This window comes from Streptomyces sp. NPDC026417 (assembly GCF_055567695.1).
In genome coordinates this window covers 112,247-124,213 of the sequence record NZ_JBVHPY010000003.1, presented here as the reverse complement: position 1 = coordinate 124,213, position 11,967 = coordinate 112,247, and the positions used below count along the sequence as shown (strand labels likewise).

The window sequence follows — 11,967 nt, the reverse complement described above, 5'->3', positions numbered from 1 at the left end:
CCCCCGCCGCGTGCACTGCGCACCAGCCCGGGAAGTAAGCGCTTGCCCTTGACACCCGTACCGAGGAGGACGACCTCGATGGCGTTGCCGGAAAGGCCACTTGACCACCACTACCGGGGCGAACACCCGGTCCGCACGCTCGCCTACCTGTTCCGCGCCGAACGCCGTCGCCTGGCCGCCGCGTTCGTCGTCTTCACCGTCGAGCACAGCCCGGTCCGGCTACTGCCGCTGATCACCGCGTCGTACTACGGCGTCCGGGACCTCACGGCCGGGGACGTCGTCATGCTCAGCGCGTTCCTCACCACGCTGACCAACTCGACGACGACGCTCGGCGCCCTGGCACCCTTCATCACCAAGGGACTGGAGTCCGTGCGCTCGGTCGGCGAGGTGCTGCAGGCACCGGAACTGGAGGACAACGCGGGCAAGCGGGAACTGCGGTCGCTGCGCGGCGCCGTGACCTTCGAGAGCGTCGGGTCCGTCTACGACCAGGACCGGGCTGCCGAGCGGGACTTCCCTTTGCGGGTCTCCCCCCGGTGAGACCGTCGCGCTCGTCGGCGCCTCGGGAGCGGGCAAGTCCACGGTGCTCAGCCTCGTCATCGGTTTCATCCGCCCCACGTCGGGCCGGCTGCTGCTCGACGGGACCGACATGAACTCCCTCGACCTGCGCACCTATCGGCGCTTCGTCTCGGTGGTGCCCCAGGAGTCCATCCTGTTCGACGGCACGGTACGGGAGGACGTCGCGTACGGGATGGACGACGCCGAGGTGCGCCGGGCGCTGCGCGACGCCAACACCTTGGAGTTCGTCGACCGGCTCCCCGAGGGACTCGACACCGTGGTGGGCGAGCACGGGGCCCGCCTCTCGGGCGGTCAGCGCGGGCGGCCGGCCATGGCCCGAGCACTGATCAGGGACCCCCGGGTGCTGATCCTCGACGAGGCCGCCTCGGCGCTGGACACCCGGTCGGAAGCGCTGGTGCAGCAGGCCCTCGCCCGGCTCATGCAGGGCCGGACGGCCTTCGTGGTGGCGCACCGGCTCTCCACGATCCGGGGCGCGGACCGCATCGTCGTGATGAGCGACGGGGCGATACGGGAGAGCGGTTCGCACGAGGACCTGCTGAGCCGTGGCGGTGCGTACACGGCGCTGCACGGCGGTCAGGGGGTGAAGCCGATGCGCAGGGCACGGACCGTCCGGGCGTGACCCGGCCCGCCGACCGCCGACGGGGACGGGCGACGGGCTCGGCCGGGGCGCCGGGTGTCACTCCCCGGCGTAGGCCCTGTCCAGCGCGGCGAGGTCGATCTTGCTCATCCCGTACATGGCCTGGGTGGTACGCGCCGCCCTGGCCGGGTCCGGGTCGCCGATCATGTCGATGAGACGGGACGGGAACACCTGCCAGGACACGCCGAACCGGTCCTTGAGCCAGCCGCAGGGACCGGCCTCGCCGCCGTCCTCGATGAGGCGGTTCCAGTAGTAGTCCACCTCCTCCTGGTCGGCACAGGGGATCTGGAAGGAGATGGCCTCACTGAACGTGAACTGCGGGCCTCCGTTCAGGCCCACGAACTTCTGTCCGTTGGCCTCGAACTCGACGACCATCACCGACCCGGCGGGCCCGGGGCCCGCCTCGGTGTAGCGGCCGACCCTGCCGAGGCGGGAGTCCTTGAAGACCGAGACGTAGAAGTCGGCGGCCTCCTCGGCCTGGCCGTCGAACCACAGGCATGTGACGAGTCCGTCGGTGGACATGCGGTACCTCCTCGGGCGGGAACCTCTTCACCTCTGTCGACCGATCCTCGTCCGAAAACTCATCGGCGGCGCGGGGAGCACCTGGCGCGGCGGGCGCCGCGTGCCCCCGTTCGGGTCACCCGGCCGCGTCCCGGGAGGTGATCCGCACGGCGGGGTCGAGGCACCAGTGCAGGACCGATGGCCAGCCGCCGTAGCCCGCGTCGAGGTCCAGATGGGACCCGCCGCCGATCACGTCGGTGTCCAGGCCGAGCGGCTCCCCGTAGACCGCGGCCGCCCCGCCGGGGCAGTACGGATCGTCGTCCGCGGCGACCAGACGGCTCACCTCGGCGGCGGACGCCAGCTGCGCGGCGGTGGCCCCGGCCGGGGCGAACCCGGCCACCGCGTCGTGCCGCGCCAGCACCTCGGCGGACGGCGGTGCGACCAGCAGGACGCGGTCGGCCCGGACCGCCCCACGGGCTGCCGCGTGCAGCCACACCAGAACGGCGAGGCTGTGGCAGACGACGACGCGCTCGGTGCCGGGGCCGTCCCGGGGTGCGTCGAGCAGGGTCCGCAGCCGGGCCAGCCACACCTCCAGGTCGGGGTGGTCGGGGTCGGGCAACTGCGGGTAGTCCACCGGGCTGCCCCGGTCGGCCAGTTCACGGGCCAGCCAGTGCTGCCAGTGGCCCGCCGGCCGGTGGTTCCGCCAGCCGTGCAGGATCAGGAAGGAGGCGGGGGCGGGGGTCGCGGTCATACGGAGGATCGTCGACGCCCGGGGCTCATCAGGTCCAGTTAATCTTTGTGGATGGAACCGGTAAGCGGTGGCTTCACCGTGGACCTGCGCCGACTCGGCACGCTGCGGGAGCTGGAGCGGCGCGGCAGCCTGGCGAGAACAGCGCAGGCGATGCGTCTGACACCCTCCGCGGTGTCGCAGCAACTCGCGGCGCTCTCAGGCGAGTTGGGCGTGCCGCTGGTGGAGCGGCACGGGCGCGGCGTCCGGCTGACCGGACAGGCGCGGGTGGTGCTCCAGCATGCGGACCTGATCGCGGCCCAGCTGGAGCGCGCCCGCGCCGACCTCGCCGCCTGGAGCCACGGCCGGCGCGGCACCCTGACCGTCGGGGCGTTCTCCAGCGCGATCTCCGGGCTCCTGCCCGTCGCGCTGGGCGAGCTGGCGCGCACGCGTCCGGACATCGGCATCGCCGTCGTCGAGGCCGAGCCGCCCGATCTGTTCACCCGGCTCGACGTGGGCGAGATCGACGTGGCGGTGGCCGTGGACTTCGCCGCCGCTCCCCCGTCCACCGACCGGCACTACGCGCGGACCGACCTGCTCGCCGACGTCCTCGATGTCGCACTGCCCGCCGGTCACCGCCTGGCGGAGGCGGACCGCGTACCCCTGCGGGAACTCGCCGCCGAACCCTGGATCGTCGGGGACGCGCACAGTTGCTGCGGCGCGGTGACCCGGTCGATGTGCGCGGCCGGGGGCTTCACGCCGGAGATCCGGCACGCGGTGAACGACTGGCAGTCGCTGGCGGCGCTCGTCGGGGCGGGACTCGGGGTGGCCCTCGTGCCGCGTCTGGTGCAGCCGCTGCACCGGCCGGGGGTGGTCCTGCGGGCTCCCGAGGGCCGGCCGCCCACTCGACATGTCTTCGCGGCGGTCCGGGCAGGCTCGGAGGGCGACCCCGTACTGACCGCCGTCCTGGGCGGGCTCACCGCGGCGGCCGCGACCGTCGCACAGTCCCCCGCCGTCCCCGGATGACCGAGGACTCCCGCCTGCTCGTCGCGGTCACGGCGGGCGGGCCGGCCGCGGGGAAAATGCGTGGCCGGGGTCGGTGGGTGCGGAGATAGCATCCGAAGACATGGTTACGCCGACAGACACCTCCGCCCTCATCCGGCCCTTCCGCATCGAAGTCCCCGAGGCCGATCTCGAGGATCTGCGCCTCCGCCTGGACCGCACGCGGTGGCCGGACGAACTGCCGGACGCGGGCTGGGAGTACGGAGTCCCCCGTACGTATCTGCGCGACCTCGTGCACTACTGGCGGCACGCGTACGACTGGCGAGCTGCGGAGGCGCGGCTCAACGAATGGCCGCAGTACCTCACGGAAATCGACGGAGCCACCGTGCATTTCGCGCACATCCGCTCCCCCGAACCCGACGCGACCCCGCTCCTCGTCACTCACGGCTGGCCCGGTTCGATCGTCGAATTCCTCGACGTCGTCGGCCCGTTGACCGATCCGCGGGCCCACGGTGCGGACCCCGCCGACGCGTTCCATCTCGTCCTGCCGAGCATTCCCGGATTCGGCTTCTCCGGGCCCACGCGGGAGTCCGGCTGGGAATTCCAGCGCGTGGCCCGCGCGTTCGCCGAACTGATGCGCCGCCTGGGCTATCGGCAGTACGGCGTGCAGGGCGGGGACTGGGGAGCGGCCGTCTCCCGTGAGCTTGGCCGGATCCGCGCCGAGGAGGTGATCGGCGTCCATCTGAATCTGCTGCCGTCCGGCTCCGCGTTCGCCGAGCCGACCCCAGAGGAACTGGCTCCGCTGACCCCGCAGGAACGGGAACGCACGCTCGCCTCGTGGGAGCGCGGGCGGCGATGGCTCCGCGAGGAACAGGGCTACGCCGATCTGCAGTCCACCCGCCCGCAGACCCTCGCCTACGCGCTGACCGATTCCCCGGTGGGACAACTCGCCTGGGTCGCCGAGAAGTTCAAACAGTGGACGGATTCGGAGGAGCGCCCCGAGGACGCCGTCGACCGGGATCAGCTGCTCACCAACGTGATGCTCTACTGGCTGACCGGGACCGCCGGTTCGTCCGCCCGTCTCTACTACGAGCGTGCGCACGCGGACTATTGGGGCTCGCCGCCCGACCCCTCGACCACACCGACCGCGCTCGCCGTCTTCCCGTACGACAATTTCATCCCGCTGCGGCACATCGCGGACCGGACGAACACGATCGTGCGGTGGACGGAATTCGACCGCGGTGGGCATTTCGCCGCGATGGAGGAACCGGACCTCCTGACGGGGGACGTGCGTGCCTTCTTCCGGCAGTTGCGGGCGAGCGGGACCGGCTGAATCGGACCTGGCGGGGGTTTCGGTGCCCCGCCCGGCGAGTCCCCGGATCCCTCTGCTCCTGGCGAATCTGCTGCGGGCCGAGAAAGTCGATTCGGCACGGCGTCCGGGCCGACAGTGAAGTGCGCGGCGACAGCAGCCGCACACGACAAGGAGGACCGATGACGCCACCCATCACCGGCTGGGACCCGGCCCTGAGGCCACGGGCCGAGGAGGGGGACACCCCCGCCACCCGCTTCGACGACCATCTCGCGGCGCAACTGCTCGGGCAGCGGATCGTCTTCCTCGGCACCCAGGTCGACGAGATCTCCGCGAACCGGGTGTGCGCGCAACTGCTCCTGCTCTCGGCGGAGGACGCGCGCACCGACATCAGCCTGTACATCAACAGTCCCGGCGGTTCGGTCACCGCCGGTCTCGCGATCTACGACACCATGCGGCTGATCCCCAACGACGTCTCCACGCTCGCCATGGGATTCGCCGCGAGCATGGGGCAGTTCCTGCTGAGCGTGGGTACGCGCGGCAAGCGCTTCGCCCTGCCGAACGCGCGGATCATGATGCATCAGCCGTCGGCCGGCATCGGCGGCACCGCGGCCGACATCGAGATCCAGGCGCAGAACCTGGAGTTCACCAAGAAGGCCATCGAGCGGATCACCGCGGAGCACACCGGGCAGAGCGAGGAGACGGTCTCCCGGGACGGCGACCGCGACCGCTGGTTCACGGCCGAACAGGCGCTGGAGTACGGGATGGTCGACCGGGTGGTGGAGTCCCTCGAGGACGTCCGGCCGGCCGCGTCACGACGACGGATGGGGCTGTGACATGGGTTCCTACACGATCCCGAACGTGGTCGAGCGGACCCCGCAGGGCGAGCGGTCGTACGACGTCTTCAGCCGCCTGCTGTCGGAGCGGATCATCTTCCTGGGCACGGAGATCGACGACGGCGTCGCCAACGTCGTCATCGCGCAACTCCTCCATCTGGAGTCGTCGAGCCCGGAGAGCGAGATCGCGATCTACATCAACTCCCCCGGTGGCTCGTTCACCTCGCTCATGGCGATCTACGACACCATGACCTTCGTGCAGGCGCCGATCTCGACGTTCTGCGTGGGCCAGGCGGCGTCGACGGCCGCCGTGCTGCTGGCGGGCGGCGACCCCGGGCGCCGGTTCGTGCTGGAGCACGCCCGGGTGCTGCTGGGGCAGCCCGCGAGCGGGGGACGTCAGGGGACGGTGTCGGACCTCAGCCTCCAGGCGAAGGAGATGCTGCGGATCCGCTCCCAGGTGGAGGACGTGCTCTCCCGCCACACCCACCACGACGTGGCGACCCTGCGCGCGGACATGGACCGCGACAAGGTCTTCACGGCACAGGAGGCGGTCACGTACGGCCTGGCCGACGAGGTACTCAGCCGCAGGCTCGCCAGGGTCTGAGACGGCATCCCCGGGCCGCGCGGCACCCGGTCGCACGCGGCACGGTCGGCCGCGCTGCGGCCGGGCGGGCGGCAACCGCGCGTCGGCCGCCGACGCTCCGACCGTGCACCCGGCCGGAGCGTCGACCGCTCGCGTCCCGTCAGGCCGCCAGGCAGAGGCCGTTGTACGGCGAGGCCGACGACGCGCGTCCGCCGTGGGCGGGTCGGGAGCCCCTGGACCGGGGCGCGGCGAGGCGGCCCAGTTCGCCCTGAGCCAGGGAGAGCAGGTCGGCGAGGCCGAGTCCGAGGGCGTGGGCGGCGGCCGCGAGGACCTCGGACGAGGCCTCCTTGCGGCCCCGCTCCAGCTCGGAGAGGTAGGGCATGGAGATCCGGGCCGCGTCGGCCACGTCCTGCAACGTGCGCTTCTGGGCGAGGCGTTCGCGGCGCAGCACGTCGCCGACGAGGTCGCGCAGCAGGGGCTCCTTGGGCGCGGGCCCGGCGCCGGGCACCGCCTGCGGCGTACGGGCCGGCCGCGGTCCCTGCGGTGCGCGGGCCGGAGCCGCGGCCGGTGACGGCCCCGCCGCCGGGCGCAGCGGAATGACGCGGGCTTCGTTCGACACGTGGTTGCTCACATCCCTCACTGTAGAAGCGCCGCAGGGGGTACGGACCGGCGTTCCGCTGTCGGTGGAACCGTGCGCCCCGTGGCACCGTGCGGACGGGCCGTGTGCGGGAGACAGAGGACTCGTCACTGTGAAAAGGCCGGCCGCGGCCTCCGCCCGGCCCGTCGGCGCCGCCGACCCGCCCGGCCGTCGGCATGCCCGCCCAGGAGGTCCGCGTGCCGTCGTGCCCCGTACTCCTCCTCACTGCGGCCCCCGGCGCCGGGGGCCGCATACGGTCTCCGGCCGTGTCCCGCAGCCCCGGAACCGGTACCGCCTCCCCGTACAACCCTTGCGCCCCACGCGGCGTCGAACAGGGCGCCGGACAAGGAACGGGCCCTTTCCGGACACCCCCCGGCGCTGCCCGGCCGTCCTTTCTCCAAAGGAGCCGCTCGTGCGCAACCACCGTTCGGCCGCCCTCGCCGCGGCCTCATTCCTTCTCGTGACCGGTGCGGCCATCGCGACCGCCCCGTCCGCCCATGCCGGGACGCCCGGTGGCACGCACGCCGACGACCGCAACAGCGACTTCAACGGCGACGGGTACGAGGACGTCCTGGTCGGCGCTCCGGGCGCGACCGTCAGCGGCCGGAAGGGGGCCGGTCTCGTCACCGTGCAGTACGGATCGTCGAGAGGCATCGGAACCCGGAACGCGGCGCGGTTCAGCCAGTCGACGTCCGGTGTCGCGGGCGCCGCCGAGCCCGGCGACGCGTTCGGCCGGGCGGTGGCCACCGGGGACCTGGACGGGGACGGCTACGACGACGCGGTCGTCGGCATCCCCGGCGAGGACATCGGCACCGTCGAGGACGCGGGCGGTGTCGCCGTCCTGTGGGGCTCCGAGTCCGGCCTCACCGGTGCCGCGAGCGACTGGCTGGAGACCCGGGAGCCGACGGCCGGCGCGCGGTTCGGCGCCGGACTCGCCGCCGCCCACTTCACGAACGACACCCCCGGCGACCTGCTCGCCGTGCTCGACCAGAACAACCTGGAACTGTTCGGGTACGAGTCCGGTGCGCCGAACGCACTGGAGCAGCGGTCGCAGCAGCGGCTCTCCGCGCGGGCGGAGCAGCGCGACATCCTGCCCGCGTCGCTGACCACCGGCGACTACGACGACAACGGTTACGCCGACCTGATCGTGTCGGGCGTGACCGTCGGCGGCGAACCGGGGCACGGCTGGTCGGCGTTGCTGTCCGGGCACGCCGACGGGCTGACGTACGAGCGTGACCTGCGCGGCGGACCGGTCGCCGCGTCCGGCGACGTGAACGGCGACGGTTACGACGACCTGGTCACCGGGGAACCGCACTCCCCCGACGACGGCGGGGAGTCGATGACCGGCGGCCTGGTCGGGGTGCGGTACGGCGGGCCGGACGGGCCCGCGGCCGAACCCGAGTGGTGGACGCAGGACACCTCGGGCGTGCCCGGAACCGCCGAGGCCGGTGACGGCTGGGGCAGCGACCTCTCCGTCGCGGACACCGACGGGGACGGCTACGCGGACGTGGCCGTGGGGGCGTCGGGCGAGGACGTGGGCACGGTGGCCGACGCCGGAGCCGTCTGGGTGCTGCGCGGCACCGGCGCCGGGCTCACCGCGAGCGGGGCCAAGTCGTGGGACCAGAACTCGGCGGACGTCCCCGGTGTCGTGGAGAAGGGGGACAAGTGGGGCGGGCAGGTCCGGCTGACCGACCCCAACGCCGACGGCCGCTTCGGCCTGCTGGCCTCGGCGCCCGGCGAGAACACGGGTGACGGGTTCGTCTGGGTCCTGTCCGCCGGGACGGGCGGCATCTCGGCCACGGGTTCCTGGACGTACGACGCGGCCTCGCTCGGCGCGCCGTCGGTGGACGCCGCGTTCGGGGCGGCCGTCGACGAGTGACGGGCGGGCGTCGCCTCGTGCGGTGGCCCGACCGACGGGCCGGGCCACCGGATGTCCGTCACCCGGGTCGCTTCACCACACGTCCGTGACCCCGAGGGCGGGCCCGCCGTTGTCCCAGCAGGCGGGCCGCGCCCCCGCGGTGTCCGTACCGGGACCGACGTCCCGCGGCCGGAGGGCCGAAGGACCCGTCGCGGTCGGGCCGCAGGACTCGGCTTACGGCGGAAGCCGCCGGGTACATGCCGTCGAGAAAGATCACCGGTTGACGGCCGATCGCCGTCAACCGCCCGTCCGATCAGGAGAACACCGTGCTGATGGCCCACCCCGCAGTTCTGAGCAACCTCGTCGAGCAGTACGACACGCTGCGGGTGCTGCACGCCGAGAGCGGTGGCGCGGAAGTCCGGCAGCGTATGGACGATCTGGCCTACACGCTCTGCGTCGCCACCGGTACCAAGGACGTGGACGCGGCCCTCATCGCCGCCCGCTTCCGGCTGCCCGGAGCTCGCACGACCGACGACTCCGTCCTCACGAGCTGACATCCCGTCAGAAAGTTTGCTCCGAAGAGACGGACATGGGTTCGGACTTACGGGGTAGTCGCGGAACACGATGCTCGGAAGGGCGAACAGTTTCGTGGGAGAGGTAATGGACACCGTCACCGCCGTGAGCCGGTCGAAGGTCACCCAGGAGTCCGCCCGGACCGGAACTGGTCGGGACGCACTGCCCGTCATCGAGGATCCGCGTGCCGTGGCACCGCGCGATGCGAGGGAGTTGTCCCGCCAGTTCTTCCAGCGCCTGACGGAACTCGAAGAGGGCACGCACGAGTACCAGTACGCGCGCAACACGCTGATCGAGATGAACATGTCGCTGGTCCGCTTCGCGGCGGGCCGCTTCCGCCACCGCGGCGACGACCTGGAGGACATTGCCCAGGTCGGGATGATCGGTCTGATCAAGGCCATCGACCGGTTCGAGATCTCGCGCGAGGTCGAGTTCACGTCGTTCGCGCTGCCGTACATCGTCGGCGAGATCAAGCGGTTCTTCCGCGACACTACGTGGGCGGTGCACGTGCCGCGCCGGCTGCAGGAACTGCGTGTGGAGCTGGCCAAGGCGCGGGAGGAACTCTCCAGCCGCCTGGACCGCGACCCGAGCGTGGCCGAACTGGCCACCCTCATGAACCTGTCCGAGAACGAGGTCGTCGAGGCGCAGATCGCCTCAAACGGTTACAACTCCTCCTCCCTGGACGCCGCGCTCACGGGCGACGGCAGCCAGGACGGCGAAGCCGTCCTGGCCGACTTCATCGGGGTCGAGGACGACGGCATGCGCCTCGTCGAGGACTTCCACACGCTGGCACCGCTGGTGGCGGAGCTCAGCGAGCGCGACCGGCAGATCATCCACCTGCGGTTCGTGGAGGAGGCCACGCAGGCGGAAATAGGAGAGCGCCTCGGCTGCTCCCAGATGCACGTCTCGCGACTGATCAAGCGGATCATCCAGCAGCTGCGCAGCGGCATGCTGAGCGATCTGAACCGGGTCGAGCGGGCCTGACCCCCGCACCTTCACCAGCGTCCGAACGGCCGCGCATCCGGTCAGCGCAGCCACTGGTCCTTGTCGGCCGGCCGGTACAGGGTCACGGCCCGCGTCACCTTGTCGAGGACCAGCCGGGGCGCCGCGGCGCTCGCCACCTCTCCGTCGTAGGAGAACCGCGGGTCACCGTCCAGCACTTCGAGCCGCAGGCTGCGGACCTGCGCGGTGGTGAGGACGCGGCTGTTGTGCAGGGTGCCCGTGAGCACGGCGATCAGCAGCCGCGTCCGGGCGAGCGGGGTGCCGCCGTCGACGGCGCGCACGTCCAGCAGCCCGTCGTCCAACTGTGTCCGGTAGGTGGGCGCGAAGCCGGCCGGGTGGTAGATGCCGTTGCCGGCGAACAGGAGCCACAGCCGCTTGGGGCGGCCGTTGACCGACACGCTCACCGGACTGCCCGTGGCGAGCACCTTGGCGAGGCCCACCACGAGCGCGGGCCACTTCCCGATCCGCTTCTCCAGGAGCTCCCGGGCGCTCACCAGGTCCGAGTAGACGCCGAGGCTGAAGGTGTTGACGAACACCTGCTCGGGACCCCCGGGCGTCCTGGCCCGGCCGATGTCCGCGACGACCGCGTCACCGTCCTGCACGGCGCGTGCGACGTCCTCGGCGGTCTGGTTGCCGAGATCCACGGCGAAGTGGTTGAAGGTGCCGCCGGGGAACACCGCGAGCGGTACGCCCAGGCGGGCCGCCACCTCGGTCGCGGCGTTGATCGTCCCGTCGCCGCCGCAGGCGCCTAGGGCACCACCCTGCTCCTTGGCGCGGTGCGCGGCCTCCTCCAGGAGGTCGGGCAGGTTCTGGCCCGGCCCGGGAACGGTCACCTCGGCCTTGGGGAGCAGGGCCCGCACCTGGTCGGCCACGTCGGGGGTGTCGGAGCTCCGCGAGAGACCGGACGAGGGGTTGACCACGACGTGCAGTCCCGCGCCTGACGGGAGCGCGGGTGCGGGCCGTCGCGGGGGCGCCGCCGCGGCGGCCGCCTCAGGTTTGACCGGCCACCAGCGCGCGGTGAGCGCGGCGGCGCCGACGCCGATCGCGACGCCCACCGCCACGTCGCCCGGGTGCCGGACCCGGGACCGTATCCGGGCCATGGTCAGCGCGGTGGCTGCGGGCACGACGAGCAGCCCGTAGCGGGGCGCCTCCAGAACGACCCCCGCCGCGAACGCGGCGGCGGAGGCGGCGTGTCCGGCCGCTTCCAGCGGCTGGACCTTGCGCGCGGCCGGACGCGCGAGCGCACGCGTGGCAGCGGACGCGATGGCGACCGTGCCGAGACCCCGCAGCGCCGCACGGCGCGCGGTGCGGTCGCCCGAGGCACCGAGCGCCGCGGCCGCGGCGGCCCACAGCAGACCGCCCGCCGCGACCCTGCGCCGACCGGGCACGCCGCCGCTCCTGAGCCCCGCCCGCATCACCTTCCGGGCGCCCGGCAGGCCGCGGATCGCGCTGCCCGTCCGCAGCCGTGCTCTACGCCTCGTCATGGTTGGCCCCACCCTTGCGTGTCGACGGATCTCCTGGCCGGCAAGGTCGTGCCGCCTCTCTCACTGTGCCCCGCCACGCCGCATTCATGGACGGCGGGTCCCATGGTGGTGTCACGTCCGTCCTCGGCGCCCGTGGCACTCCGGGCCGGGCCCTGCTCCCGCCCTGGACCTGCTGCGCCAGGAGCTACGGGACTCCCCCCGGGCCGCTCGCCTGGTGGGCGAGGCCCGCGACGCCGCGTCCC

At 72.6% G+C, this 11,967-nt stretch carries 11 protein-coding genes and 1 pseudogene; 8 read left to right on the top strand and 4 right to left on the bottom strand.

What is annotated here, in order from left to right; genetic code table 11:
- Positions 1 to 240: 240 nt before the first annotated feature.
- Positions 241 to 1,195, top strand: a pseudogene (locus ACZ4NT_RS05770) (ABC transporter ATP-binding protein); the annotation flags it as partial.
- Positions 1,196 to 1,252: 57 nt separating this feature from the next.
- Here ACZ4NT_RS05770 and ACZ4NT_RS05765 read toward each other — a convergent pair.
- Positions 1,253 to 1,735: a VOC family protein gene (locus ACZ4NT_RS05765; RefSeq protein ID WP_121408147.1), complete on the bottom strand. Its 483-nt coding sequence runs from the start codon at positions 1,733 to 1,735 to the stop codon at positions 1,253 to 1,255.
- A gap of 115 nt (positions 1,736 to 1,850) precedes the next feature.
- Entirely contained in the window at positions 1,851 to 2,465 is a 615-nt protein-coding gene (locus tag ACZ4NT_RS05760) for an RBBP9/YdeN family alpha/beta hydrolase (RefSeq protein ID WP_467723715.1), read from the bottom strand.
- Between the two features lie 51 nt (positions 2,466 to 2,516).
- Between ACZ4NT_RS05760 and ACZ4NT_RS05755 the strand changes: the two genes are divergently transcribed.
- The 4 genes from ACZ4NT_RS05755 (at position 2,517) to ACZ4NT_RS05740 (ending at position 6,192) form a co-directional block, all read left to right on the top strand.
- Positions 2,517 to 3,467 carry a LysR family transcriptional regulator gene (locus ACZ4NT_RS05755; protein ID WP_467723713.1) on the top strand — a complete coding sequence of 317 codons (951 nt, stop codon included), beginning with the start codon at positions 2,517 to 2,519 and terminating at the stop codon, positions 3,465 to 3,467.
- Between the two features lie 100 nt (positions 3,468 to 3,567).
- Complete coding sequence (locus ACZ4NT_RS05750; protein WP_467723711.1) at positions 3,568 to 4,776, top strand: epoxide hydrolase family protein; 1,209 nt, start codon at positions 3,568 to 3,570, stop codon at positions 4,774 to 4,776.
- 158 nt (positions 4,777 to 4,934) lie between these two features.
- The gene (locus ACZ4NT_RS05745) at positions 4,935 to 5,588 is read left to right on the top strand and encodes an ATP-dependent Clp protease proteolytic subunit (protein ID WP_121408151.1); all 654 of its coding nucleotides are present in this window, start codon (positions 4,935 to 4,937) and stop codon (positions 5,586 to 5,588) included.
- A 1-nt stretch (position 5,589) separates the two neighbouring features.
- On the top strand, positions 5,590 to 6,192 hold the full coding sequence (locus tag ACZ4NT_RS05740) for an ATP-dependent Clp protease proteolytic subunit (protein WP_121408152.1): 603 nt from the start codon (positions 5,590 to 5,592) through the stop codon (positions 6,190 to 6,192).
- Between the two features lie 139 nt (positions 6,193 to 6,331).
- Here the strand turns inward: ACZ4NT_RS05740 and ACZ4NT_RS05735 are convergent, their stop codons facing one another.
- Positions 6,332 to 6,802 (bottom strand): helix-turn-helix domain-containing protein, encoded by a 471-nt coding sequence (locus ACZ4NT_RS05735; protein WP_467723708.1) that lies wholly within the window; start codon positions 6,800 to 6,802, stop codon positions 6,332 to 6,334.
- A gap of 418 nt (positions 6,803 to 7,220) precedes the next feature.
- Here ACZ4NT_RS05735 and ACZ4NT_RS05730 point away from each other — a divergent pair, with 418 nt between their 5' ends.
- From ACZ4NT_RS05730 to ACZ4NT_RS05720, 3 genes are all read left to right on the top strand, one after another.
- Entirely contained in the window at positions 7,221 to 8,687 is a 1,467-nt protein-coding gene (locus ACZ4NT_RS05730) for an esterase (RefSeq protein ID WP_467723706.1), read from the top strand.
- 305 nt (positions 8,688 to 8,992) lie between these two features.
- Positions 8,993 to 9,220, top strand: a complete 228-nt coding sequence (locus tag ACZ4NT_RS05725) for a DUF5133 domain-containing protein (RefSeq protein WP_121408155.1) — start codon at positions 8,993 to 8,995, stop codon at positions 9,218 to 9,220.
- Between the two features lie 106 nt (positions 9,221 to 9,326).
- The gene (locus tag ACZ4NT_RS05720; protein WP_121408156.1) at positions 9,327 to 10,223 is read left to right on the top strand and encodes an RNA polymerase sigma factor SigF; all 897 of its coding nucleotides are present in this window, start codon (positions 9,327 to 9,329) and stop codon (positions 10,221 to 10,223) included.
- A gap of 41 nt (positions 10,224 to 10,264) precedes the next feature.
- On the opposite strand, the gene ACZ4NT_RS05715 is transcribed toward ACZ4NT_RS05720, so the two are convergent.
- Positions 10,265 to 11,725, bottom strand: coding sequence for a diacylglycerol/lipid kinase family protein (locus ACZ4NT_RS05715; protein WP_467723703.1), 1,461 nt, complete (start codon positions 11,723 to 11,725; stop codon positions 10,265 to 10,267).
- Between the last annotated feature and the right edge of the window lie 242 nt (positions 11,726 to 11,967).

Coding starts and splice junctions, on each gene's coding strand:
- ACZ4NT_RS05750 (WP_467723711.1), top strand. CDS start 3,568: ATGGTTACGCCGACAGACACCTCCGCCCTCATCCGGCCCTTCCGCATC.
- ACZ4NT_RS05740 (WP_121408152.1), top strand. CDS start 5,590: ATGGGTTCCTACACGATCCCGAACGTGGTCGAGCGGACCCCGCAGGGC.
- ACZ4NT_RS05760 (WP_467723715.1), bottom strand. CDS start 2,465: ATGACCGCGACCCCCGCCCCCGCCTCCTTCCTGATCCTGCACGGCTGG.
- ACZ4NT_RS05765 (WP_121408147.1), bottom strand. CDS start 1,735: ATGTCCACCGACGGACTCGTCACATGCCTGTGGTTCGACGGCCAGGCC.
- ACZ4NT_RS05715 (WP_467723703.1), bottom strand. CDS start 11,725: ATGACGAGGCGTAGAGCACGGCTGCGGACGGGCAGCGCGATCCGCGGC.
- ACZ4NT_RS05720 (WP_121408156.1), top strand. CDS start 9,327: ATGGACACCGTCACCGCCGTGAGCCGGTCGAAGGTCACCCAGGAGTCC.
- ACZ4NT_RS05755 (WP_467723713.1), top strand. CDS start 2,517: ATGGAACCGGTAAGCGGTGGCTTCACCGTGGACCTGCGCCGACTCGGC.
- ACZ4NT_RS05745 (WP_121408151.1), top strand. CDS start 4,935: ATGACGCCACCCATCACCGGCTGGGACCCGGCCCTGAGGCCACGGGCC.